Source organism: Massilia sp. LjRoot122, assembly GCF_964252725.1.
GTDB lineage: Bacteria > Pseudomonadota > Gammaproteobacteria > Burkholderiales > Burkholderiaceae_D > Telluria.
Genome location: NZ_CAXUPB020000001.1, coordinates 377,502 through 402,088, shown reverse-complemented (window position 1 = coordinate 402,088; position 24,587 = coordinate 377,502). Strand labels below are relative to the sequence as shown.

General features: G+C 65.4%; 24 protein-coding genes. 8 read left to right on the top strand and 16 right to left on the bottom strand.

Annotated elements, in window-relative coordinates:
* The 4 genes from leuS to ACSQ25_RS01780 form a co-directional block, all read right to left on the bottom strand.
* Positions 1-2,643, bottom strand: coding sequence for a leucine--tRNA ligase (gene leuS / locus ACSQ25_RS01795; protein WP_436104001.1), 2,643 nt, complete (start codon positions 2,641-2,643; stop codon positions 1-3).
* 115 nt (positions 2,644-2,758) lie between these two features.
* Positions 2,759-3,085 (bottom strand): barstar family protein, encoded by a 327-nt coding sequence (locus ACSQ25_RS01790; protein WP_436104000.1) that lies wholly within the window; start codon positions 3,083-3,085, stop codon positions 2,759-2,761.
* Between the two features lie 2 nt (positions 3,086-3,087).
* Positions 3,088-3,897 (bottom strand): 4-hydroxy-tetrahydrodipicolinate reductase, encoded by an 810-nt coding sequence (gene dapB / locus ACSQ25_RS01785; RefSeq protein ID WP_436103999.1) that lies wholly within the window; start codon positions 3,895-3,897, stop codon positions 3,088-3,090.
* 11 nt (positions 3,898-3,908) lie between these two features.
* Positions 3,909-4,520, bottom strand: coding sequence for an outer membrane protein assembly factor BamE (locus ACSQ25_RS01780; protein ID WP_436103998.1), 612 nt, complete (start codon positions 4,518-4,520; stop codon positions 3,909-3,911).
* A gap of 90 nt (positions 4,521-4,610) precedes the next feature.
* On the opposite strand from ACSQ25_RS01780, the gene fur reads away from it, so the two are divergent.
* Entirely contained in the window at positions 4,611-5,039 is a 429-nt protein-coding gene (gene fur / locus ACSQ25_RS01775; protein WP_027866534.1) for a ferric iron uptake transcriptional regulator, read from the top strand.
* A gap of 41 nt (positions 5,040-5,080) precedes the next feature.
* Here the strand turns inward: fur and ACSQ25_RS01770 are convergent, their stop codons facing one another.
* From ACSQ25_RS01770 to ACSQ25_RS01760, 3 genes are all read right to left on the bottom strand, one after another.
* Positions 5,081-6,295, bottom strand: coding sequence for a c-type cytochrome (locus ACSQ25_RS01770; RefSeq protein WP_436103997.1), 1,215 nt, complete (start codon positions 6,293-6,295; stop codon positions 5,081-5,083).
* 92 nt (positions 6,296-6,387) lie between these two features.
* On the bottom strand, positions 6,388-7,404 hold the full coding sequence (hrcA, locus tag ACSQ25_RS01765) for a heat-inducible transcriptional repressor HrcA (RefSeq protein WP_436103996.1): 1,017 nt from the start codon (positions 7,402-7,404) through the stop codon (positions 6,388-6,390).
* Between the two features lie 38 nt (positions 7,405-7,442).
* A complete protein-coding gene (locus ACSQ25_RS01760) occupies positions 7,443-8,153 on the bottom strand; it encodes an HAD family hydrolase (protein WP_436103995.1) in 711 nt (236 codons plus the stop codon).
* A 249-nt stretch (positions 8,154-8,402) separates the two neighbouring features.
* Here ACSQ25_RS01760 and ACSQ25_RS01755 point away from each other — a divergent pair, with 249 nt between their 5' ends.
* Together ACSQ25_RS01755 and ACSQ25_RS01750 are read left to right on the top strand one after the other, a co-directional pair.
* Positions 8,403-8,993, top strand: coding sequence for a hypothetical protein (locus ACSQ25_RS01755; protein ID WP_436103994.1), 591 nt, complete (start codon positions 8,403-8,405; stop codon positions 8,991-8,993).
* Positions 8,994-9,008: 15 nt separating this feature from the next.
* A complete protein-coding gene (locus tag ACSQ25_RS01750) occupies positions 9,009-9,653 on the top strand; it encodes a hypothetical protein (RefSeq protein ID WP_436103993.1) in 645 nt (214 codons plus the stop codon).
* 157 nt (positions 9,654-9,810) lie between these two features.
* Here ACSQ25_RS01750 and ACSQ25_RS01745 read toward each other — a convergent pair whose 3' ends face one another.
* The 5 genes from ACSQ25_RS01745 to ACSQ25_RS01725 form a co-directional block, all read right to left on the bottom strand.
* Positions 9,811-9,984: a hypothetical protein gene (locus ACSQ25_RS01745; protein ID WP_436103992.1), complete on the bottom strand. Its 174-nt coding sequence runs from the start codon at positions 9,982-9,984 to the stop codon at positions 9,811-9,813.
* Between the two features lie 392 nt (positions 9,985-10,376).
* Entirely contained in the window at positions 10,377-11,144 is a 768-nt protein-coding gene (gene rsmA / locus ACSQ25_RS01740) for a 16S rRNA (adenine(1518)-N(6)/adenine(1519)-N(6))-dimethyltransferase RsmA (RefSeq protein WP_436103991.1), read from the bottom strand.
* A gap of 2 nt (positions 11,145-11,146) precedes the next feature.
* On the bottom strand, positions 11,147-12,205 hold the full coding sequence (pdxA, locus tag ACSQ25_RS01735; protein WP_436103990.1) for a 4-hydroxythreonine-4-phosphate dehydrogenase PdxA: 1,059 nt from the start codon (positions 12,203-12,205) through the stop codon (positions 11,147-11,149).
* A 3-nt stretch (positions 12,206-12,208) separates the two neighbouring features.
* Positions 12,209-13,591 (bottom strand): peptidylprolyl isomerase, encoded by a 1,383-nt coding sequence (locus ACSQ25_RS01730; protein ID WP_436103989.1) that lies wholly within the window; start codon positions 13,589-13,591, stop codon positions 12,209-12,211.
* Positions 13,592-13,675: 84 nt separating this feature from the next.
* Entirely contained in the window at positions 13,676-15,943 is a 2,268-nt protein-coding gene (locus ACSQ25_RS01725; protein WP_436103988.1) for an LPS-assembly protein LptD, read from the bottom strand.
* A gap of 96 nt (positions 15,944-16,039) precedes the next feature.
* On the opposite strand from ACSQ25_RS01725, the gene ACSQ25_RS01720 reads away from it, so the two are divergent.
* The 4 genes from ACSQ25_RS01720 to ACSQ25_RS01705 are packed head-to-tail and all read left to right on the top strand — an operon-like array spanning position 16,040 to position 20,325.
* A complete protein-coding gene (locus ACSQ25_RS01720) occupies positions 16,040-17,098 on the top strand; it encodes an aminoglycoside phosphotransferase family protein (protein ID WP_436103987.1) in 1,059 nt (352 codons plus the stop codon).
* A gap of 16 nt (positions 17,099-17,114) precedes the next feature.
* Positions 17,115-17,837, top strand: a complete 723-nt coding sequence (gene murU / locus ACSQ25_RS01715) for an N-acetylmuramate alpha-1-phosphate uridylyltransferase MurU (RefSeq protein WP_436103986.1) — start codon at positions 17,115-17,117, stop codon at positions 17,835-17,837.
* Entirely contained in the window at positions 17,834-19,177 is a 1,344-nt protein-coding gene (locus ACSQ25_RS01710) for an aminopeptidase P N-terminal domain-containing protein (RefSeq protein ID WP_436103985.1), read from the top strand. The genes murU and ACSQ25_RS01710 overlap by 4 nt, the downstream gene beginning before the upstream one ends.
* Positions 19,177-20,325 carry a UbiH/UbiF/VisC/COQ6 family ubiquinone biosynthesis hydroxylase gene (locus ACSQ25_RS01705; protein ID WP_436103984.1) on the top strand — a complete coding sequence of 383 codons (1,149 nt, stop codon included), beginning with the start codon at positions 19,177-19,179 and terminating at the stop codon, positions 20,323-20,325. The genes ACSQ25_RS01710 and ACSQ25_RS01705 overlap by 1 nt, the downstream gene beginning before the upstream one ends.
* An 18-nt stretch (positions 20,326-20,343) precedes the next feature.
* Here the strand turns inward: ACSQ25_RS01705 and ACSQ25_RS01700 are convergent, their stop codons facing one another.
* The 4 genes from ACSQ25_RS01700 to ACSQ25_RS01685 form a co-directional block, all read right to left on the bottom strand.
* Positions 20,344-20,886 (bottom strand): DUF7661 family protein, encoded by a 543-nt coding sequence (locus ACSQ25_RS01700; protein ID WP_436103983.1) that lies wholly within the window; start codon positions 20,884-20,886, stop codon positions 20,344-20,346.
* A 62-nt stretch (positions 20,887-20,948) separates the two neighbouring features.
* Positions 20,949-22,406 (bottom strand): NAD(P)(+) transhydrogenase (Re/Si-specific) subunit beta, encoded by a 1,458-nt coding sequence (locus ACSQ25_RS01695; RefSeq protein WP_436103982.1) that lies wholly within the window; start codon positions 22,404-22,406, stop codon positions 20,949-20,951.
* Entirely contained in the window at positions 22,403-22,729 is a 327-nt protein-coding gene (locus ACSQ25_RS01690; protein WP_436103981.1) for an NAD(P) transhydrogenase subunit alpha, read from the bottom strand. Before ACSQ25_RS01690 ends, ACSQ25_RS01695 begins: the two co-directional genes overlap by 4 nt.
* 15 nt (positions 22,730-22,744) lie before the next feature.
* A complete protein-coding gene (locus tag ACSQ25_RS01685; protein ID WP_436103980.1) occupies positions 22,745-23,857 on the bottom strand; it encodes a Re/Si-specific NAD(P)(+) transhydrogenase subunit alpha in 1,113 nt (370 codons plus the stop codon).
* A gap of 247 nt (positions 23,858-24,104) precedes the next feature.
* Here ACSQ25_RS01685 and ACSQ25_RS01680 point away from each other — a divergent pair, with 247 nt between their 5' ends.
* Entirely contained in the window at positions 24,105-24,587 is a 483-nt protein-coding gene (locus ACSQ25_RS01680) for an NUDIX hydrolase (protein ID WP_436103979.1), read from the top strand.

The following is a 24,587-nucleotide window of genomic DNA, read 5'->3' as shown; positions in this document are numbered from 1 at the left end:
TTACACCACGATGTTGACGAGTTTACCGGGGACGACGATGACCTTCTTCGGCGTGCCTTCGATGAACTTCTGCACCGATTCCTCGGCCAGCGCGGCGGTTTCGATGCTCGCCTTGTCGGCATCCTTGGCCACCTTCACCGAGCCGCGCAGCTTGCCGTTCACCTGGATCATCAGTTCGATCTCGGACTGTTCCAGCGCGGCCGGGTCGACTTCCGGCCACTGCACGTTGAGGATGTCGCCGTAGACCGTGGCATAGCCCAGGTCCTGCCACAGGGCGTGGGTGATGTGCGGCGCCACCGGATTCAGCAGGCGCAGGAAGATCGAGAAGCCTTCCGCGATCACCGCATCGCTCGCCACGCCTTCGGCCAGCTTGCTCGACTCCAGGGTATTGAGCATCTTCATGCAGGCCGAGACGACCGTGTTGTACTGGATGCGCTTCAGGTCGTAGTCTGCCTGCTGCAGCACCTTGTGCACTTCGCGGCGCAGGGTCTTCTGGGCATCGTCCAGCGCGCCTTGCTGCTGGCCCTTGAGTGCCGATGCAATGCGCTCGCGCTGCGCGTAGCCATAGGCCCAGACGCGGCGCAGGAAGCGGCTCGCACCTTCGACGCCGCTGTTCGACCACTCCAGGGTCTGCTCCGGCGGCGAGGCGAACATGGTGAACAGGCGCGCGGTATCCGCGCCGTACTGCTCGATCTGTGCCTGCGGGTCGATGCCGTTGTTCTTCGACTTCGACATCTTCTCGGTGCCGCCGATCTGGACCGGCTGGCCGTCCGATTTCAGCACCGCGCTCTGCGGGCGGCCCTTGTCGTCGAAGGTGAGTTCGACGTCGGCCGGGTTGAACCAGGTCTTCTTGCTGGACGCGTCCTCGCGGTAGTAGGTCTCGTTCAGCACCATGCCCTGGGTCAGCAGGTTGACGAAAGGCTCGTCGAACTTCAGCAGGCCGAAGTCGCGCATCACCTTGGTCCAGAAACGCGCGTACAGCAGGTGCATGACGGCATGCTCGATGCCGCCGATGTACTGGTCCATCGGCATCCAGTAGTCGTTGCGCTCGTCGACCATCTTGTCGTTCGAACCCGGCGAGGTATAGCGCATGTAGTACCAGGACGAGTCGATGAAGGTGTCCATCGTGTCGGTCTCGCGGCGCGCCGGCTTGCCGCACTTCGGGCAGGAGCAGGCCAGGAAGCTTTCGTCCTTGTTGAGCGGGTTGCCGGTGCCGTCCGGGACCAGGTGTTCCGGCAGCACGACCGGCAGGTCCTGCTCGGGAACCGGCACGGCGCCGCAGTCGCCGCAGTGGATCATCGGGATCGGGGTGCCCCAGTAGCGCTGGCGCGAGATGCCCCAGTCGCGCAGGCGGAAGGTGACCTTCTTGTCCCCCAGGCCTTGCGCGGCCAGGTCGCCCGCCACCGCATTGACGGCGGCGATGTAATCGAGGCCGTCGTACTTGCCCGAATTGATGGTCTTGCCCTGCTCCTTGTCGCCGTACCACTCCTGCCAGCCGTCCAGCGAGAACTCCTGGCCTTCGACGGCGACTACCTGCTTGATCGGCAGGTCATACTTCTTGGCGAAGCCGAAGTCGCGCTCGTCGTGGGCCGGCACGCCCATCACGGCGCCGTCGCCGTAGGTCATCAGGACGTAATTGCCGACCCAGACCGGCACTTGTTCGCCGGTGACCGGGTGGGTGACGGACAGGCCGGTCGGCATGCCCTTCTTCTCCATCGTCGCCATGTCGGCTTCGATCACGGAGCCCAGCTTGCACTCGGCGATGAAGGCCTGCAGTTCCGGGTTGTTCTTTGCGGCGTGCTGGGCCAGCGGGTGCTCGGCCGCCACGGCGCAGAAGGTCACGCCCATGATGGTGTCGGCGCGGGTGGTGAAGACGTACAGCTTGCCTTCGTTGATCAGCTCACCGGCTTCGTCCATGATCACGTGCGGGAAGGCGAAGCGCACACCGGTCGACTTGCCGATCCAGTTGGCCTGCATGATGCGCACGCGCTCCGGCCAGCCCGGCAGCTTGTTGTCCACGTAGTCCAGCAGCTCGTCCGCGTACTCGGTGATGCGCACGTAGTACATCGGGATCTCGCGCTTCTCGATCAGTGCGCCCGAACGCCAGCCGCGGCCATCCACCACCTGTTCATTCGCCAGCACGGTCTGGTCCACCGGGTCCCAGTTCACGGTGCCGGTCTTCTGGTAGATGATGCCCTTCTCGAGCATCTTGAGGAACATCCACTGGTTCCACTTGTAGTATTCCGGCTTGCAGGCGGTCATCTCGCGCGACCAGTCGATAGCCAGGCCCATCGATTCCATCTGCCCGCGCATGTGGGCGATGTTCGAATAGGTCCACTCGCTAGGGGGCACGTTGTTCGCCATCGCCGCATTCTCGGCCGGCATGCCGAAGGCATCCCAGCCCATCGGCATCAGCACGTTGTAGCCGTTCATCCGCAGGTAGCGGTACATCACGTCATTGATCGTATAGTTGCGCACGTGACCCATGTGCAGCTTGCCCGACGGGTAAGGCAGCATCGAGCAGGCGTAATACTTGCCTTTTGGGAAACGCGGGTCGTGTTCGACGGCCTTATAGGCGTCGATCGACTTCCAGTAGGCCTGGGCGGCCTGTTCTACTTCGGCTGGACTATATTTTTCTTGCATGATTTCTGCAGACGTAATGGAGGGGTGGAACCGGACATTATACTGCAATGCAAAAATGAAAAACCGCCATGCCTGCCGTGGCAGGGATGGCGGTCGGGGATGGCGCCGGCCGGCTTTAGCGCAGCACCAGTTCCAGCGCCGGCTTCTCGCCGTAATCCTCGTAACGCTCGTTGATGCCGCCGATGCAAAACGCGATCTCTTCCAGCAGATCGGGCACGGCCGCCTTCATCTTGTCGGCATCCGCCACGACGATTTCCAGCACCTCGTTCGGCTTGAGCCGGAACTTGGTCATGTTCTCTTCGTCGCGCAGGTAGCTCATGCAGTCGACCCAGGCGTCGATGCTGTCGGCATACGACTCGGGAAAGCCGAACGCACGCCGGCTCTCGGCATGGAAGGAGGCCTCGTCGACGATGGCCGCGCCGTTCAGTTCCGCGACTGCCATGATCAGCCCTTCAGGCCCAGCACGTCGTGCATGTCGAACAGGCCATTCGGCTTGCCCGCCAGGAAACGTGCGGCGCGCAGGGCGCCGTGGGCGTAGGTGACGCGGCTGCTCGACTTGTGGCTGATCTCGATGCGCTCGCCGGTACCGAGGAACATCACGGTGTGGTCGCCCACCACGTCGCCGCCGCGCACGGTGGCGAAGCCGATGGTGGACGGGTCGCGCTCGCCGGTCACGCCTTCGCGGCCGTAGACGGCGCATTCCTTCAGGTCGCGGCCCAGCGCGTCGGCGATCACTTCGCCCATCTTCAGCGCGGTGCCGCTCGGCGCGTCCACCTTGTGGCGGTGGTGCGCTTCGACGATCTCGATGTCGTAGCCTTCGCTGAAGCTCTTCGCCGCCATTTCGAGCAGCTTGAGGGTGACGTTCACGCCCACGCTCATGTTCGGGGCGAACACGATGCCGATCTTCTCGCCGGCGGCGCGGATCGCGGCCTTGCCGGCTTCGTCGAAACCGGTGGTGCCGATCACCAGCTGCACATTGTTGGCGACGCAGTATTCCAGGTGCTGCAGCGTGCCTTCCGGACGGGTGAAGTCGATCAGGACGTCGGCATCTTTCAGGCCGGCCGCCAGGTCGGACTGGATGACCACGCCGGTCAGCTGGCCCGAGAAGGCACCCGCGTCCATGCCGATCGAGGGCGAGCCGGCCAGGCCCAGTGCGCCCGCCAGCACGGCGTCCGGCGCGGCGCCAATGGCGTCGACCAGCATGCGGCCCATGCGGCCGTCGGCGCCGGCGACGGCGATTTTCAATGCGTTCATGGCTGCGCAGTTCATGGCTGAATGACCGGAGCGCCGCCGACCTTGGCCGGTTCGACCGGACGCGATTCCGGCTTGGCCTTGTTGCTCACCTTGGCCGGACCGGCGATGCGGTCGATGTATTCGCGCTCGGTCGGCAGGTTGCCGCCTTCGAAGCGCTCGACCTTGTCGTCCTTGAAGAACACGGTGACGCGGCTGGTGGTCAGCTCGCCGTTGCCGCGCGCGAGGTAGAAGGGGTAGTCCCAGCGGTCTTCGTGGAACACGTCGTTCAGCAGAGGGGAACCGAGGATGAAGCGCACCTGGTCGCGCGACTGGCCGACCTTCAGCTGGGCCAGCATCTCCTGCGAGACGAAGTTACCCTGCTGGATGTCGGGGCGGTAGGGCGAGAAGATCCAGAAGAACTTCTGCAGCTTGGTGGCCTGGACGGTCTGGGCGCCCGCATTGGCGGCGGCGGCCGACTTCTGTGCGTCGGCGGAGACTGCCGCCGCGTCCGTGCTCACCGGCGGCGCGGGACGCGTCTGGTTGCGCCAGGCGGCGCAGCCGGACAGCATCAGCGTGCATGCAAGGCCGGCCGCGAGGGCTGCCCGGCTTGAAAATCGGTGGAGAACGGCTTGTTTGACGCGCATAGGTAACCTCAAAACGTTTGAGCGGGAGCTCCAAAACGCTATATCATAAAGCACTATGCCAAACTACGAGCAACAAGATGAGTAACCGCCATGAGTAACAACCCTACCGACCTGAAAGCCAGCGGCCTGAAGGCAACTTTGCCACGACTGAAAATCCTGGAAATCTTCCAGAACAGCTCCGTTCGGCACCTGACGGCGGAAGATGTCTACAAAATCCTCCTGGCCGACAACATGGACGTCGGCCTGGCCACCGTCTACCGCGTGCTGACCCAGTTCGAGCAGGCCGGCCTGCTGAACCGCAACCACTTCGAGACCGGCAAGGCCATCTACGAGCTGAACGCCGGCTCGCACCACGACCACCTCGTCTGCCTCGACTGCGGCCACGTGGAAGAGTTCTACGACGAAGAAATCGAAGCGCGCCAGCACAAGATCGCCGTGGAGCGCGGTTTCAAGATCGCCGAGCACTCGCTGGCGATCTACGGGAATTGCGTGAAGCCGGCCTGCCCGCACCGGCACTAAGCGCCCGGCAGGCCGGACCGCCGGTCCGGCCGCGCTCCGTCTTACAAGGACTTGAGGTACTCGGCCAGGTCCGAGATTTCCGCAGCACTCAATCCCAGCCTCTTGCGCGTGTTATAGGCCGCCACCACGTCCGCCGTGCTGGCGGCGCTGCCGTTGTGAAAGTACGGCGGGTGCTGCCACAGGCCCCGCAAGGGCGTGGTCCGGTACTGCCTGGTCGCCGACCGTGAGGCATAGCTGGGCGCGCCACCGGGCTCCGGCTCGCTGACCACATCCGCGGCCGGATGCAGCCTCAGGTTCGCGTCCGTGAATTTTTCTCCGCTGTGGCAGCTGATGCAGTGTGCCTTTCCCCTGAACAACTGCGCGCCTCGCGCGGCCGCGGCCACGTCGACACTGTGGGCCGGCGCTGGCGGCGCCTCGAGCGATAGCTGGTAGGCCCGCAGGGCCGGCAGCTTGGGGCCGACCAGGTCGACCTCGCCGTTGCGCACGTCCACGCCGATGCGTGGGTCGGAAAAGCTGCCCAGGCCGCCCATCTGGGTGACGGCCACGTAGCGGTTCCAGTAGCTGACGTCATCGCCGTCGCCGGTATAGGTGATCCGGTGGATGCCTTTCAGGCCGTACGCCGGGGGAATGAGCACGGGGCCGTTGATGCCGTCCAGGTTGAAGCGGGGATCGTACTTTCCCTTGCCCCAGGAATTGTAGACCGCCTTCTGGGCCGCGCTCAGCGCAGGCGACAGCGCAATGATCGCCCCCGGGTTCAGGTCACGGTTGGCCCAGCCGTCGAGACGCTTGCCGATCCCGGGCGCAAATGCATTATCGACGGTGGAGTGGCACAGCGCGCAGGTCGTGCCGACCCGTTTGAGCACGTCCTTCCCGTGCACGGTTTCGACCTTGCCGACCAGGCCCACCACCGCATTGAGCTTGAGCAGCGTGACCGTGGTTTGCGGGCTGCGCAGGTCCACGCTGCCATCCTTGATGCCTTGCAAGACGGCGGGAGGCAGCGCCTCGGCATCGACCTTCAGGCCGACCGACAGGGCCGTGACCGGGTCCACCTGCGCCGCGATGACCTCGTGCATGCGCAGGGTATCGGTCCAGCGCGCCTCGTCGCCGAAGCTGTCGAAGCGGAAAATCTTGCGTCCCTCGGCGACCAGGTCCGGGTCGAGCGGCGGCTCGGGCTTGTCGGGCCTGTCGTCGCTGCCGCAGGCAGCAAGGAAGCTCATGCCGAGCAGCGCCGGCACACGCAAAGTCCTGGTCAACATGGGAGACTCCCTTCGTGGGTACGGTTGAATACACCGTACACCGCGCACAGCCGGGCGGAGGCGATCTGGCGCAATGCGGGGGCAGCCGCGCTTCAGGACTGGCTCAGGGCATTCGACAGCAGCTTCGCGGTGATATCCACGATCGGGATCACGCGCTCATAGGCCATGCGCGTCGGCCCGATCACCCCCAGGGTGCCGACGATGCGGCCGTTGACCTCGTAGGGCGCGGTCACCACGCTCATTTCGTCCATCGGCACCAGCTTCGACTCGCCGCCGATGAAGATCTGCACCCCGCCCGCCTTGCTCGACACGTCGAGCAGCTGCATCAGGCCGGTCTTCTGCTCGAACATCTCGAACATCTGGCGCAAGGAGCTCATGTTGGACGACAGGTCCGACACCGACAGCAGGTTGCGTTCGCCCGCGATCACCATGTCGTCGCCCTCGGCCATCGCCTCGCTGCCCGCCTCCACCGCCACCTGCATCAGGCGGCCCATGTCGTCGCGCAGCTGGCGCAGCTCGCCGCCCAGGCGCTTGCGCACCTCGTCGAAGGTGAGTCCCGCGTAGTTCTGGTTCAGGTAATTGGCCGACTGGATCAGTTGCCCCGGCGTGTAGTCGACGTCAGTCAGCAGCAGCCGGTTCTGGACGTCGCCGCGCGGGTCGACGATCACCAGCAGGATGCGCTTTTCGGACAAACGGAGGAATTCGATCTGCTGGAACACCGATTCGCGCCGCGGGCTCTGCACCACCCCGGCGAAGGTCGACAGCGAGGACAGCATCTGGGCCGCGTTGGCGATGAGCTTCTGCGGATGATGGCTCGGCAGGCGCATGTTCTGGGCGCCGACCGCGTGCTCGTCGATGTGCTGCACGGTGAGCAGGGTATCGACGAACAGCCGGTAGCCGCGCGGGGTGGGAATCCGGCCGGCCGAGGTGTGCGGGCTGGACACGTAGCCCATTTCCTCGAGGTCGGCCATGATGTTGCGGATCGTGGCCGGCGACAGGTCGAGGCCGGAAATCTTCGAGAGCGCGCGCGATCCGACGGGCTGGCCGTCGGCGATGTAGCGCTCGACGAGGGCTTTGAGCAGGGTCTGGGCGCGGGGTTCGAGTTGCATGCTCATATTATGCACGCGTTGGTAGACGCGGCGCCAGTTCAGTCGTGCTCGCGCTTGAGCCAGTCCAGCAATCCGTCCAGGCTGTGCACCTCGGCGTCGGGCTTGACCTCATCCGGCAGGTAGTTCACCTGGCCGGTCCGGTTCATCCACACCGCGCGCAGCCCGGCGCGCTGGGCGCCGTAGACGTCGAGCCGCAGGTCGTCGCCCACGTAGACCGCCTCCTGCGGCGCCACATCCAGCAGCCGGCAGGCTTCCAGGAAGATCTTTACGTCCGGCTTGGCGACACCGAAGCTGGGCGCGGCCACCGAAGCGTCGAAATGGCGCGCCAGGCCGATCGTCTGCAGGTCGGCATTGCCGTTGGTGACGGAGCCGATCTTCACCCTGCCCTTCAGGCGCAGCAGGCCGGGCAGCACGTCGTCATAGGGGATCACCGCGTTGCGGGCGGCGAAGAATTCGGCCATGGCCTGCTCCACCTTGCCGGCATCCTCGCCGGCCTGCTCGAAGGCGGCGATCAGGCCGGCCCGGCGCAGGGCGCCCAGGTCGAGCTGGAATTCGGGCTGGCGCGCCAGCAGCTCGAGCCGGGCCTGGCGCAGCGTCTCGATCGTGTACTGCTGCGCCACCCGCGGCGCATGCGCGCGCAGCCAGGCGAACAGGATCTGCTCGGCCTCGATGATCACCGGGGCGATCGGCCACAGGGTCTCGTCGAGGTCGAACAATACTGCTTTGGGCCAGGGGCGGCGCTGCGTCATGACGTGGTCGATTGGGAGATGGGTAGCTGGTCCAAGCATAGCGAGCACGCCCGTAGAAAGCAATCGGTCTCGGTTCCGGATCCCAAATACCGACGGTTACACCGTGATACAAAGGCAAACCGTCCAGCTGCTTGCCAAATGCACTAAAATGTTGGGCGATAAATGTTGGGCGATGAGCGTCCAACTGCGTGTCCGCTGATCACTTGCACACGCTTTGCACGTTCACCAGTCAGATTTTTTGGAGAAATTATGAAGAGTTCCTACCTGCGTGCCGGGGCTGCACTGGCATGCGCGCTGGCGCTGTCCGCGTGCGGCGGCAGCGATGGCGACCTGTATGTCGGCGGCACCTTCACCGGCGTGACCAAGCCCGGCCTGGTCGTACAGAACAACGGCGGTGCCGACCTGGCCATCAATCCGACCAACAGCGGCGTCGGCGAGTTCTATTTCCCGGAGCTGGTGGAAACCGATTCCAGCTACAACGTCACGATCAAGAGCTTCCCGAGCAACGCGGCCGACTGCCAGGCGACGGACAACAAGGGCAAGGTGGCGTTCAGCATCAATACCATCCGCATCACCTGCACCATCCGCCAGCATGAGCTGAAGGGCACGGTATCCGGCCTGGTCGGCAACAACCTGGTGCTGGTCAACGGCGCGGACCGCGTTCCGGTTCCCGCGGGCGCCACCTCCTTCAGCATGGCCAAGGTCAACGAAGATGCGCCCTACGGCGTCGCCATCCTGACCCAGCCCGACAACCAGACCTGCACGGTCGCCAACGGCACCGGCACGGTGGGCGCGAACGACATCACCAATGTGGCGGTCACCTGCGGTCCCCGCACTTAAACTGGAGCAACCTTCATGACGTTTTCCCTGATCCGTCCGGCAAGCATGCTGGCAATGGCAGTGACCCTGGCATCCTGCGGTGGCGGCGGCGACGATGATTACACCGTGGGCGGCAGCGTCGACGGCGTGGTCTACCCGGGCATGGTGCTCACCAATAACGGCACCAGCATCAACCTGGCCCCGCCCGCCAAGGCTGGCGACCCGGTCACCTTCAGCTTCCCGAACAAGCTCGAGTACGGCGACACCTACAGTGTGACGGTGTCCAGCCCGCCGCTGCACCAGAACTGCCGCGTCCACCAGTTCTTCCCGCTGAGCAATGCCGACACGGCCGGCCGCCTGGCGTCGATCAACGCACGCTTCGAGTGCTTCATCAATGAATTCCGGATCGGCGGCAAGGTCACCGGGCTGACCAAGGACAATACCGGCCTGGTGCTGACCAACGGCAGCACCACCGGCTCGACCATCATCATTCCAGCCGAAACCAACACAACGGGCGCTGCGTTCGACTACTTCATGGCGGGGTCGGTACCGTACAACCAGACCTACGGCGTGACCATCGTCACCCAGCCGAAGGGCCGCGTCTGCACGGTCGAGAACCCGACCGGCACCATGGGCGACGCCGACGTCACCAACATCAACATCAACTGCGTTCCGACCTGAGATATTCGCAAAACTTATGTCGAGTATGCGAAAGGGAAATTGGACTTATATGCTGTAACGCAGCATACTAACTCCTGTCTCCTCCAACTCTCCTCAGAAAAGAATTGGATTTAAGCCCGCCTCAACAGCGGGCTTTTTTTTCGCCTGCATATCCGGGTCAGGCCGGACGCTTGGCCGTTACCTTCACGACGGCGACCTGGGCATCGCCGACCGACACCTGGGCGTTGTAGGCCTCGGCGGCGCGGCTGTTGGCGGCCTGCGCGAAGCTGCTGGCGCCGGCGAGGACCAGGGCGGCGATGAAGATGGCTTCCATGTGCTTGAGGGTGTTCATTGTCGTGCTCCTTCGGTTGGCTGGTTGGCCGCTTCTTGATGTATTGCGGCTGTCGATGGATGCACTGTATCCAATGGGCCCCGAAGGCTCCAGCGGGCTGCGACGGACTGCAAAAAACGGCGGATGAAGGGACGAAATGCGGGATGCGCCGCGATTGTGCGGCGCAATGTAGAGCAGGGGTTTAAGTATTTGCCAGCTATGCACTGGCGATTACGATAATCGTTAGTCTTGGATCCGTCATCCCGGCGAAGGCCGGGATCCAAGTTTGCTGGCGTACCGCTTCTGCCAGCTAGTGCACGCGACAGCGGAACGCAACGGAATTGGGTTCCGGCCTTCGCCGGAACGACGTTGGTTACCTATACAGGTTTCTAATACCGCGACTTCGGCACTGATCAGAGCAGATTCGCCAACGCCACGTACTGCTCCAGCCCCACCGCCTCCGGCCGCGCCCCCGGATCGATCCCCGCCTCGACCAGCTGCGCCTCGGTGAACATCCCTGCCACGCAGTTGCGGATCACCTTGCGGCGCTGCGAGAAGGCCTTGGCCACGACCTTTTCCAGCGTGGCGCCATCGACTTCCAGCATCTGGCGCTTGGGGATCATGCGCACGATGGCCGAATCGACCTGCGGCGGCGGGTCGAAGGCGGTCGGCGGGACGATGAACAGCAGGTCCATGTCGTAGCGCCACTGCAGCATCACCGACAGGCGGCTGTAGGCCTTGGTGCCCGGCTCGGCCACCATGCGTTCGACCACTTCCTTCTGCAGCATGAAGTGCTGGTCCTCGACCAGCGGCGCGAATTCGGCCAGGTGGAACAGCAGCGGGCTCGAGATGTTGTACGGCAGGTTGCCGACCACGCGCAGCTTCTGCCCTTCCGGCACCGGAATCGAACCGAAATCGAATTTCAGCGCATCGCCCGAGTGCACGGTGAGCTTCTCGCGCGGGTAGGCTTTTTCCAGGCGCGCCACCAGGTCGCGGTCGAGTTCCACCACGTGCATATGGTCGAGCGACTTGAGCAGCAGCGCCGTCATGGCGGCCAGGCCGGGGCCGATCTCGACCATCGTCTCGCCGCGGGACGGCCCGATGGCGTCGATGATGTTGTCCAGGACGAGTTTGTCGGTCAGGAAGTTCTGGCCGAAGCGCTTGCGTGCGACGTGTTTCATGATTACTTTCTTGTTGTTGATGCCATCTGCATGGCGGCGCGGATCGCCTCTTCCATGCTGCCGCAGTCGGCCAGGCCCAGCCCCCGGGCCGCGAGGTCGAGCGCGGTACCGTGGTCGACCGAGGTGCGCACGATCGGCAGGCCGAGCGTGACGTTGATGCCGCGTCCGAAGGTGGCGTGCTTCAGCACCGGCAGGCCCTGGTCGTGGTACATCGCCAGTACGCAGTCGGCCCCCGAGAGGTACTTCGGCTGGAACAGGGTGTCGGCCGGATAGGGGCCGCGCGCGTCGATGCCGCGCGCCCTGGCCTCTTCCAGCACCGGCGTGATGACCTCGATCTCCTCGCGCCCCAGGTAGCCGTTCTCGCCCGCGTGCGGGTTCAGGCCGGTGACCAGGATGCGCGGCGCGGCGATCCCGAATTTGCCCTTCAGGTCGGCGTCGATGATGTCGATCACCCGCGCCAGGTTCTCGTGCGTCAGCGCGCCGGGGACATCCTTGAGGGGCAGGTGGGTGGTGGCCAACGCCACCCGCAGGTAGGGCTGATCGCCGCCCGGCTGCCCTGCCAGCATCATCACGACCTTCGGGGTAGCGGTCTTCTCGGCCAGGTATTCGGTATGGCCGGAAAAGGCCACGCCGGCGTCGTTGATGGTGCTTTTCTGGAGCGGCGCGGTGACGATGCCGTCGAACCAGCCTACTTTAGCGCCTTCGATCGCGAGGTCCAGGGTGGCCAGCACGGCGCGTCCGTTCTCGGCGTCCAGCCGGCCCGGCACCACGTGCGCGGCGAGCGGCACGTCGACCACGGCCAGCCGGTCCTTGCCGAACTGTGGCAGGCCGCCGTTACGCAGGGCCTGGATCGACAGTGCCGACAGGCGGATGGCGGGATCGATCAGGCTGGCGGTAAGCGCCAGGAAGGCGGCGTCGCCGACCAGCACGCAGTTGGCGGATTCGCGCAGCGCCCAGGCCGCGCGGATCGAGATTTCGGGACCGATGCCGGCCGGCTCGCCGACCGTGACCGCGAGGGTTGGCCGGGCCGCGCAAGGCCGGCGCAAATCGCCCGCGGTCATGGATTACTGCTCCTCGCGGAACTCGACGTAGGCGCGGTCGCGCACCTGGCGCATCCAGTCTTCCAGACCTTCCTGCATCTTGCGCTCGCGCAGGACCTGGCGTGCCGCGTTGCGTTCCTTCTGCGCGCTCTGGTCTTCGGACTTGCGCTCGGTAACGCGCAGGATGTGGAAGCCGAACGAGGACTCGATGACGTCCGAGATCTCGCCCGGTTTCAGGGTGCTCAGGGCCTGGTCGAATTCCGGACCGGCATCGCCCGGTTCCAGCCAACCCAGGTCGCCGCCCTTGGCCGCGCTGCCCGGTTCCTGGCTGTTCTGGCGTGCCAGGTCTTCGAAGGTGGCGGTCTTGTTGACGACCTTTTCCTTCAGTTCGAGCAGCTTCTTCTTGACGTCGGCCGCGGTCATGGTCGGCGTCGGCTTCATGAGGATGTGGCTGACGCGGGTCTGCTGGACCACGGCCGGCTCGTTCGCGGCGGCTTCGGCCAGCCTGCGCTTGTCGGCCACGCGCAGGATGTGGAAGCCGACGTTGGTCTTGATGATCGGGGTGACCTGGCCGGCATTCAGCTTGCGCAGCTCGGTCGCGAAGACCGGCGGCAGGCGGTCCGGATCGCGCCAGCCGATGTCGCCGCCCTTCAGGGCGTCGGGTGCGTCGGAATAGGTCGCGGCCATCTTGCCGAATTCGGCGCCGGTGCGCAGCTGGCGCGCCACTTCCTCGGCGCGCGCGCGGCGTGCGGCGATCTGCTCGGGCGAAGCGTTCTCGGGCACCGCCACCAGGATCTGGGCCAGGTTCATCTCGACCCGCTCGGCTGCGGCGGCCTTGGAAGCGGCGAGGTAGGTGTCGATCTCGGCTTCCGAGACCTGGATCTTGGAATCGACCTCATGCTCGCGCAGCTGCTGCATCATGATTTCGTTGCGGATGTCTTCGCGGAACTGGCCGTAGGCCAGACCCTCTTTTTCCATCTGGTTGCGCAGCTCCTGCACCGACATCTTCTGGTTCTCGGCGATGCGGCCGATGGTGGCGTCGAGCCGGCGGTCGTCGACGCGCACGCCCATTTCCTTGGCCAGCTGCAGCTGGGCACGCTCGACGATCATCGACTCGACCACCTGGCGTTCCAGGGTGGTCTGGTCCGGCAGCTGCACGTTGCGCGCCTTCAGGTTCTGCACGGTCTGGGCCACGCGGTTGCGCACTTCGTTTTTCGTGATCACTTCGTCATTGACCACGACGTGGATCGAATCGATCACCTTGGCGCTGCTGGACGCCGGCGGCAGGAAGCCGCTGCCCGGCTTGGTGGCCGGGGCGGCAGCTTGGGCCATGACCTGGCCCGCGGTCAGCGCACACAGCAGGGCTGCGGCAAGCTTGAGTTGGTGCATACGGGTGGAACGCGTCATCGGGAAAGCACTCATTCAGGGTGAAGAATCATTCAATTGTCCGGCGGGGAGTGTACTCCACGGCGGTTAAGGCGTCCTTAAAAATCAGGGACGCCCCACATTCGTGTTCAGCTGCTGGTAGCCCGGGACGCTCTTGTTGAACGTCTCGAGCGGGTTGCCCGATCCCAGGCGCGACAGCCCATTGAGCTCGAGCTGGAAGAAGATCGGCGTCGAGGTGGTCTGGGCGGCGGTCACGAAGCGCTGGACGCCGGCGCGGAACACCCAGCAGTCGGCCTTGTACTCGAGCCCCACGAGGCTCTCGAGCAGCTTGCCCTTGCCTGGCGTCGCATTTCCCACGGTGTAGGAGCGCAGCGCGTAGCTCACGCGGCCGACGCCGTACCAGCGGGACGACAGGGGCCACTGGCCCGACAGGTCGACGTTGCGGAAGCTGCCACGCTGGTAACGGTATTCGGCGTTCAGGACCTTCATCGCGGCCGGCCGCCACTGCGTGCTCAGGTTCGAGCTGTACAGGTTGCTGCCGGTCGCGTCATATTGTACGCCGCTATCGAAGCTCCAGGTCTCGGAAATGCGGCCCGAGGCCGCCAGCAGCACGTCCGAGCGGCTCTGGTGCAGCGCTTCGCCCGGCAGGCGGACGCGCGGCTCCTTGAAGTACATGCGCTGGCCGAAGGCCAGGCGCAGGCGCTCGGCGCCGTCCGGCTGGATGAAGCGCGACACCAGGGCGGCGGTCAGCTGGTTGGCGTCGGACACGCGGTCCAGGCCGACATAGCGGTTCTCGCTGAACAGCTGGGCGTAGTTGAAGCCCGAGCGGCCGGTGTCGAATACCGGGAACAGGTCCTGGTTCTTGTACGGCGTGTAGACGTAGAACAGGCGCGGTTCCAGGGTCTGGGTCATGGCGCTCTTGAACAGCGTGGTATCGCGCTCGAACACCAGGCCGCTGTCGAGTGAGACGGTGTTCAGGCTGCGCGACAGCTTGGTCGGGCCGGTGTAGCCGTTGGCGCGGTCCAGGTCGTACTTGCTGTGGTGGCTGATGACTTTCGGCGTGATGAACCAGCCCGGGCGCACGATCGGGTAGCTGACCTGGGCCACGGCCACGGCACGGTTGCCGCGCAACAGGTCCGGGTGCCAGAAGCTGACCGCCTCGGCATCCACCGCCCAGTCGAAGCCCTTGACGTCGTAGCGGCCGGCGTGGAAGTTAATCTGCGGCATGCGGTCGTAGGGGCGCGGCACCGTCAGGCTCGGGTTGTTGGCCGCGGCCGGGTCTTGCAGCACCTGGTAGTTCTGGGCGCGCGCGCTCAGGTTCCAGTACTGGCCGACGAAGTCGGTGCGCACTTCGCGCAGCAGCTGGCGCTCGGCGCTGGCGGCCACGGTACGCGAGAAGTCGCTCGGGTATTCGTCGTCGGAAGCCGCATGCAGGTTCCAGCCGTAGGACCAGCCCGGGCCGAGTGCCTGGGTGTGGACCGAATCGACGCGCCAGCGGTCCTCGCCGGTCTCGCGGTCCTTGCGCAGGCCCTCGAGGTGGGTCTCGCCCTGGTAGGCACCGAGCCCGGTGACGCCGAGGTAGCGTCCGGTGGCGCCGAGCTGCAGGCCGCGGTCGAACATCATGCGCGGATACAGCGTCAGGTCGCGGTTGGGCGCGATGTTGAAGTAATACGGCACCATGATCTCGGCCTTGCCCTTGGAGCCGAAGCCCACGGTGGGCGCCAGCCAGCCGGAGCGGCGCGCGCCCGACAGCGAGAACGACAGGGCCGGGGTGCCGATGATCGGCACGTCCTTGAAATAGATGACGGTCTTGCCGGCCAGGCCGACGTCGCGCCCGCTGTCCAGGCGCAACGTGCTCGATTTCAGGTACCAGTCCGGATCCGGGCCTTCGCAGGTGCTGTAGGTGCCGTCGCGCACCAGCGCCACGTCTTCGCCGAGGAAGTCGATGCGCGAGGCATTGCCCTGGGCGTTATTCAGCTGCAAACGGTATTCGGGACGCAGCACGTAGCCCTTGCCGGTCTCCAGGTTCAGCTGCAGCTCGTCGCCCTTGTAGCGGTCGCCGAAGCGCCACATCTTGACGTTGCCGGTGGCCGTCACCTGGTCTTCGACGCGCATGTAGCAGGCGCTGTCGGCGGTCAGGCGGGTCTGGCCACGTGTCAGTTCGACATTGCGCTCGAGGTTCAGCTGGCGGTCGGGACGGCCGCTGATGTCCTCGGCGTGGATCGTGATCGGCAGGTCCTGCTCATCCGGGTGTGGCGCCGGTACTACGTTCTGTGCATGCAGGGGCAAGGACATGCCGGCCGCTGCGCTGGCCAGTACATACAATGCGAGCGCCTGGCGCGGGGGAAATGGGTGGGCCGAAAACCAGCTCATGGAGAATCTGCGTGCGCCATAAAGGGCGGTATTTTTGGGATGAATCCCTTATTATATGGGAATAATTTCGATCAACCCGTTTCACCAGGCCGCTTCATGTCTTCTTTGTATCAAAATTCCTCCACTTCCGGCAGCCAGGACGCGCGCCTGCAGCAGCTGACCGAATGGCTGGCATCGACCGGCCTGGTGGAAGTGGAAACCGGCCGCCCGGCATCCGCGGATGCCAGTTTCCGACGCTATTTCCGTTACGACGTTGTGCCAGCGATGCGCGAGAAGCTGGGCGCCACCCTGGTCGCCATGGATGCGCCGCCCGAGCGCGAGAACGTGCCGGCCTTCATCCACGTGCAGGGCCTCCTGATGGACGCCGGCGTCACGGTGCCGGCGATCGTCGACCGCAAGGTGGAGAGCGGCTTCCTGCTGCTGTCCGACCTCGGCGTGACCACCTACCTGCAGCGCCTCGATTCGGACAATGCCGCCTTCATGTATTCGGACGCGGTCGACGCCCTGCTCAAGTTCCAGCTGGCCAGCCAGCCCGGCAAGCTGCCGGAATTCGACCGCGCCTTCGTGCTGCGCGAGATGAACCTGTTCCCGGAGTGGTTCATCAACCGCCACCTCGGCGTGACGCTCGACGACAAGCAGCAGGCGACGCTGGACAAGGTGTTCGAAGCGATCACCGCCAACGTGCTGGCCCAGCAGCAGGTCTACATGCACCGCGACTTCCATTCGCGTAACCTGATGTGGCTCGAACAGGGCAACCCGGGCGTGCTCGATTTCCAGGACGCGGTCTACGGCCCGGTCACCTACGACCTCGGCTCGCTGCTGCGCGACGCCTACATCCAGTGGGACGAAGAGATCGTGCTGGACTGGGTGGTGCGCTACTGGCAGAGCGCCAAGCAGGTGGGCCTGCCGGTGAATCCGGACATCGACGCCTTCTACCGCGACTTCGAGTTCATGGCCCTGCAGCGCCACCTGAAGATCCTCGGGATCTTCTGCCGCCTGAACTACCGCGACAGCAAGCCGAATTACATGGGCGACCTGCCGACGGTGATGGAGTACGTGCGCCGCACCGCCAACCGCTACACCGAACTGAAACCGCTGCTCCGCCTCCTCGACGCGCTCGAGGACAAGGCGCCGGCGGTCGGCTACACCTTCTGACGACGGGTCCATTCTCATGAAAGCCATGATTTTCGCCGCCGGCCGCGGCGAGCGCATGCGCCCGCTCACGGACGCCTGCCCCAAGCCGCTGCTGAAAGTGCGCGGACGGCCGATGATCACCTACCACGTGCTGAACCTGGTGCGTGCCGGGATCACCGACATCGTCATCAACCACTCGCACCTCGGCCACATGATCGAGGAAGAGCTGGGCGACGGCAGCAAATACGGCGCCCGCATCGTGTACTCGCACGAACCGACCCCGCTCGAGACCGCGGGCGGCATCGCCAATGCCCTGCACCTGCTGGGCGACGAACCCTTCCTGGCGGTGTCGGGCGACATCTATGCGCCCTACTTCGATTTCTCGCAGGTGGTCGACGTCCTGAAGGACAAGGACATGCTGGGCATTCCCTACCCGCCGGATAAACGCGACATCGCCTGGCTGTGGCTGACGCCAAACCCCTGGCACAACCCGGACGGCGACTTCGCCCTCGACATGTACACCCTGCGCAACGAGGGTGAGCTGAAGTGGAACTTCGCGGGCATCGGCGTCTACCGTCCCGAGATGTTCGAGGGCATCAAGGCGGGCGAGTTCGTCAAGTTCGGTCCCCTGATGCGCAAGTTCATCGAGCAGGGCCGCGTGGGCGGCGAGCTGTACGATGGCCTGTGGGTCAACGTCGGCACCGCGCGCCAGCTGGAAGAACTGAACGCGCCGCTGGGAGCGGCCAAGACGGGGTCATGACCGCGGCCGCGGCTCCCTACATCGAACGCCGTGCGCGCCTGGCGGCGTGCATGCAGCCGGGATCGGTCGCGGTGCTGGCCACCGCGCCCGAGGTACTGCGCAACGGCGACAGCGACTATCCCTACCGGCACGACAGCTATTTCTATTACCTGAGCGGTTTTACGGAACCGGAAGCGGTGCTGGTGCTCGTCGCCGCATCAGGCGAGCTGCCGGCGCGCTCGGTCCTGTTCTGCCGCGAAAAGAACCTCGAGCGCGAGATCTGGGACGGCTACCGCTACGGGCCGGAGGCGGCGCGCCTCGCTTTCGGCTTCGACGAAGCCTTCCCTATCGGCGAACTGGATGCGCAGATGGGCAAGCTGCTGGCCAACGCGCCGGCGCTGTACTACGCCCTCGGCCACAGCGCCGCCCTGGATGCGCAGGTGAGCGGCTGGCTCAAGGCCGTGCGCGCGCAGGGCCGCAGCGGCATCGCGGCGCCCGGCACCACCCACCACCTGCTCGGCATCCTCGACGACATGCGCCTGCTGAAGGATGCGGACGAACAGGCGATCATGGGGCGCGCGGCAAGCATCGCCGCCGCGGCCCACGCGCGCGCCATGCGCTTCACGCGTCCCGGCGTCTTCGAGTACGAGATCGAAGCCGAGCTGCTGCACGAATTCCGCCGCAACGGCGCCCAGTTCCCGGCCTATACCCCGATCGTCGCGTCCGGCGCCAACGCCTGCGTGCTGCACTACAACCAGAACAATCGCCAGTGCCGCGAGGGCGAACTGGTGCTGGTCGACGCCGGCTGCGAGCTGGACGGCTACGCCTCGGACATCACGCGCACCTGGCCGGTGAGCGGACGTTTCAGCACGCCCCAGAAGCTCCTGTACGAGCTGGTGCTGCAGGCCCAGCAGGCGGCCTTCGCCGCCATCGTCCCGGGCCGGCCCTACAGCGGCATGCACGAAGCGGCGGTGCAGGTGCTGGCAAGCGGCATGCTGGACCTCGGCCTGCTCGATCGCCAGAAATATGCGTCGGCCGAGGACGCGATCGCCGACAAGGCCCACCTGCAGTTCTACATGCACGGCACCGGCCACTGGCTCGGCATGGACGTGCACGACGTCGGGCCCTATCGCGACCTGAGCGTCGCCGAGCGACCCTCGCGCGCCCTGCTGGCAGGGATGGCGCTGACGGTGGAGCCGGGCATCTACGTGCGGCCGGGCGAAGGCGTGCCCGAGCAGTTCTGGAACATCGGCATCCGGATCGAGGACGACGTGATCGTCACCGCGGATGGCTGCCGCATCCTGTCCGGCGACGCGCCGAAGAGCGTCGTGGAGATTGAAGCACTGATGGAGGAGCGTTGATGGCGGACGAGCGGATCGATGTCGATGTGGCGATCTGTGGCGCCGGTCCGGTAGGACTGGCACTGGCCGCCTTCCTGGTGCGGCGCGGGGTGGACGGCAAGCGCATCGCCCTCATCGACGGCAAGTCGCTGGGCCAGGCGATCAGCGATCCGCGCTCGATCGCGCTGTCCTGGGGCAGCGTGCAGCTGCTGGAGGAAGTGCGGGCCTGGCCGCTGCCGGCCACGCCGATCCACGAGATCCACGTCTCGCGCCGCGGCCAGCTTGGCCGCAGCCTGATGGACCGCGCCGAGCACAAGCTGCCGGCACTGGGTTACGTCGCGCGCTACGGCGCCGTGGTCGACGCGCTGGCGCGCGCCTGCGACCAGGCCGGCGTGGCCACGCTGCGCCCGGCGCGGGTCGAGTCCTTCGATGAAGAAGACAGCGGCGTAGCGCTGCGCCTGGACGACGGCCGCAGCGTGTTCGCGCAGGTGGCGGTGCAGGCCGAAGGCGGCGTGTTCGGCCAGCAGGAAAGCAAGGCCCGGCAGCGCGACTACGGGCAGACGGCCCTGATCGCGCGCGTGACCGTGAGCGAACCGGTCGCGCACCGCGCCTTCGAGCGTTTCACCGACGAAGGCCCGCTGGCGCTGCTGCCGCAGGACGATGGCGACGGCCACCAGTACGCGCTGGTGTGGTGCATGCGCCCGGAGCGTGCGACGGACGTCCAGTTGCTCGACGATGCCGCGTTCTTGAAGCAGCTGGGCGAGGCCTTCGGCACCCGCCTCGGCGCATTCACGGCCAGCTCGCCGCGCGTCGCCTTCCCGCTCGGCCTGAACGCCGAAGCGCGCGCCACCGCGCGCACGGTCGCGATCGGCAACGCCGCGCAAACCCTGCACCCGGTCGCCGGCCAGGGCCTGAACCTCGGCCTGCGCGACGCCGCCGTGCTGGCGCGCCAGCTGGCACGCGGCGCCACGCCGGAAGCGGTCGAGGCCTTCATGAGCGAGCGCGCGCAGGACCGGCGCCTGACGATCTCCCTGACCGACACCATGGCCCGCGCCTTCACCGGCGGCGGCCCGCTGCAGCCCTTGCTGGGCCTGTCGCTGGCCGCGCTGGACCTCGTCAAGCCCGCCCGCCTGCTGCTGGCCGAGCTGATGATGTTCGGCCGCCGCTGACCCACTAACTAAATAGGGTCAAGGGTAAACGCGCTCGACGGTGTTGTGCTTTGGGGTGGCATCTTCGTGGAACAGGTCGTCCAGATACTCGGCCATGCCATCTTCCGTGACGTCGTCGGGAATGATGAAGTCGGCCGGCCTGCACGTCCCGTTCGTGCCCGGGTAGAAGGCCTGCCATGATCCCGGCTGTCCTACAACGGCGATCAATTTGCCGAAGACCTTGAAGAACAGTATTTCCACGCCGCTTCGCGGCGCCGCCCAGACCAGCTCTCCATCCTGATATACCTTCGCTTCATGGCAGGGGAACACGTGATTCCCGCAGTGCTCGGTGAAGACTGCGATGGCGCGTTTTTCCTCGCTGACGATGGCTATGCAAAACTTGAAGTCGAGGCAAGAGCCGTCCATCAATTCAATGCGCACGAGCTGGTTTGGAAAGGACAACCATGGCCGAACCTGGTGGAACACGTCCTCTTCCGCCCTGCCAAAGTAGGTCGCGAGTTCCTTGGCCCACTCCTGTTCGATCTGCTCGGACAGCCTTGGTACGGGGAATCGATGCGTCATATAAAAAATAGGGTCAGCGTCGATTTATTACTCTGACCCTCATTTGTTTGCAGGGATAGTGATTACTCGACGGCCTTGACCATCGATTCGATCACCTTCTTGGCGTCGCCGAAGACCATCATCGTGTTCGGCTGGTAGAACAGGTCGTTGTCCAGGCCCGCGTAGCCGGAAGCCATCGAGCGCTTGTTGACGATGATGCTCTTGGCTTTGTAGGCCTCGAGGATCGGCATGCCGGCGATCGGCGATTTCGGGTCCTTGGCCGCCGGGTTCACCACGTCGTTCGCACCCAGCACCAGCACCACGTCGGTCTGGCCGAACTCGCCGTTGATGTCTTCCATCTCGACCACCTGGTCGTAGGGCACTTCGGCCTCGGCCAGCAGCACGTTCATGTGGCCCGGCATGCGGCCGGCCACCGGGTGGATCGCGTAGCGCACCTGCACGCCGTGCTCGGTCAGCTTGTCGACCAGTTCCTTCACCGAGTGCTGGGCGCGCGCCACCGCCAGGCCGTAGCCGGGGACGATGATCACCGATTCCGCGTTCTGCAGGATGAAGGCGGCATCGTCCGCCGAGCCGGATTTCACCGGGCGCTGTTCCTTGGCGCCGCCGTCGTCCACGACCGCCTCGCCGCCGAAGCCGCCCAGCAGCACGTTGAAGAAGGAGCGGTTCATCGCCTTGCACATGATGTACGAGAGGATCGCGCCGCTCGAGCCCACCAGCGAGCCGGCGATGATCAGCATCGAGTTGTTCAGCGAGAAGCCGATGCCCGCCGCCGCCCAGCCGGAATAGGAGTTCAGCATCGACACCACCACCGGCATGTCGGCGCCGCCGATCGGGATGATGATCAGCACGCCCAGCACGAAGGACAGCGCGGCCATGATGATGAAGGGGGTCCAGGCTGGCGCCACGTTGGCGTCGAAGCAGAACATCAGGCCCAGCGCGACGATCGCGATCGCCAGCACCAGGTTCAGGATGTGCTGCCCGGCGAAGCGCACCGGCGCGCCCTGGAACAGGCGGAACTTGTACTTGCCCGACAGCTTGCCGAAGGCGATCACCGAACCCGAGAAGGTCACCGCGCCCACGAAGGTGCCGATGAACAGTTCCAGGCGGTTGCCGAAGGGGAGCGGGGCGTCGCGGGTGGCGATGTTGAAGGCCCAGGGCTCGGACACCGCGGCGATCGCGATGCAGACCGCGGCCAGGCCGATCAGCGAGTGCATCGCCGCGACCAGCTCCGGCATCTTGGTCATCTCGACCTTCTTCGCCGCCACCGCGCCGATCGCGCCACCCACCACCACGCCCAGGATCACCAGCGGGAAGCCCATGCCATGGCCGGTCGCCAGTTCGGCCTGCAGCTTGAAGATCAGGGCCACCGTGGTCAGCACGGCGATCGCCATGCCGGCCATGCCGAAGCTGTTCCCGAGGCGCGCCGTCGACGGCGAGGACAGGCCCTTGAGCGCCTGGATGAAGCAGATCGAGGCCACCAGGTAGAGCAGGGTCACCACATTCATGCTGATGAAGTTCATGCCCGCTCCTCCGTCGCCGGAGCCTTGGCAGCCTTGGGCTCCTTCTTCTTGAACATCTCGAGCATGCGGCGCGTGACCATGAAGCCGCCGAACACGTTCACCGCGGCCAGTGCCACCGCGAGGGTGCCGGATACCTGCCCGGCCAGCCCTTCGGTGAGGCCGGCGGCCAGCATGGCGCCGACGATGATGATGGCCGAGATCGCGTTGGTCACCGCCATCAGCGGCGTGTGCAGCGCGGGGGTGACGTTCCAGACCACGTGGTAGCCGACGTAGATGGCCAGCACGAAGATGATCAGGTTGATGATGGTATGGCTGATTTCCATGCTTCGCTCCTCTTCTTATGTCCGCAGCACTGTCCCGTCGGCGCACACCAGGGTGGCGCGCACGATCTCGTCCTCGCGGTCGATCACGAACTTGTCTTCCTTGTCGATGACCAGCTTGAGGAAGTCCAGCACATTCCGTGAATACAGGGCGGAAGCATCGGCCGCCACCATGGACGCCAGGTTCGGTTCGCCGATGATGTGCACCCCGTGCTTGATCACCGTGCGGCCCAGCTCCGTCAGCGGGCAGTTGCCGCCCTGCTCGATCGCCATGTCGACGATCACCGAGCCCGGTTTCATGGCCTGCACCGTCTCTTCGGATATCAGGGTCGGCGCCTTGCGGCCCGGGATCAGGGCGGTGGTGATGATGATGTCGGCCAGTTTGGCGCGCTCGTGCACCAGCGCGGCCTGGCGCTGCATCCAGCCGGCCGGCATCGGCCGCGCGTAGCCGCCCGCGCCCTTGGCGATCTCGCGCTCCTCGTCGGTCTCGTAGGGCACGTCGATGAACTTGGCGCCGAGCGACTCGACCTGCTCCTTCACCGGCGGGCGCACGTCGGAGGCTTCGATCACGGCGCCCAGGCGCTTGGCGGTGGCGATGGCCTGCAGGCCGGCCACGCCGACGCCCATGATCAGGACTCGCGCCGCCTTGACCGTGCCGGCCGCCGTCATCAGCATCGGCATGAAGCGTCCATAGGTGTTCGCGGCCAGCATCACGGCCTTGTAGCCGGCGATGTTGGCTTGGCTCGACAGCACGTCCATCGACTGGGCACGCGTGATGCGCGGCGCGGCCTCGAGCGCGAAGGCGGTCAGGCCGGCGCCGGCCAGCGCGGCCAGGTTCTCGGTATCGAAGGGGTTGAGCATGCCGACCAGGACGCTGCCGGGGCGCATGCGGGCGAGTTCGCCGGCGTCGGGACTGCGCACCTTGAGCACCATGTCGGCGCCGAAGGCGGTGGCGGCGTCGACGATGGTGGCCCCGGCCGCTTCATAGGCGGCGTCGGGAATCGACGCCTTGACCCCGGCGCCGGCTTCGACCTGGACCTGATGACGCGCGGCCAGCTTCTTGACGGTTTCGGGAGTTGCAGCAACGCGGGTCTCGCCCGGCCTGGTCTCGGCCGGTATGCCAATTCTCATGAAGCCTCCGTTCGGTGGACACATCTGCCGACAATCTAACATGTAAACACAGCAATTGCTTAATAACAAATACTAAAAAGCCAATGTTCGATTGTGTCCACGAAGTCTGATGAATGCCAGCCGCACTGCCCAGTTATTTGCAATAGATCAAGGCCATTTAACGACAGGCAAGCGCACAGGAAGCGCCCCGGATGAGCGAAGATGCCCGCTGTCAAGGTAGAATGTCGGCTCATTTTCAAGGACGCGCATGACCGATATCTTCAAACCATCCGTGACCGTCGCCGCGATCATCGAGCGCGATGGACGTTTCCTGCTGATCGAGGAAGAGACGAGCGAAGGCGTGAAGCTGAACCAGCCGGCCGGGCACCTCGACCCGCACGAGTCGCTCGAACAGGCGGTGGTGCGCGAGGCGCTGGAGGAAACCGCGCACGAATTCATCCCGACCGCGCTGGTCGGCATGTACATGTCGCGCTACCATTCGAAATCGCGCGGTACCGACGTCACCTACCTGCGCTTCACCTTCTGCGGCCACGCCGGCCGCGAGCTGGACCAGCCGCTCGACGAGGGCATCCTGCGCACCTTGTGGATGACGCGCGACGAGATCGCCGCCACGGCCGAACGCCACCGCAGCCCGATCGTGCTGCAATGCGTGGACGACTACCTGGCCGGCCACCGCACCCCGCTGCACCTGCTGTATACCCATCCCTCAGTCTTCGAGGGCGGGATTTAA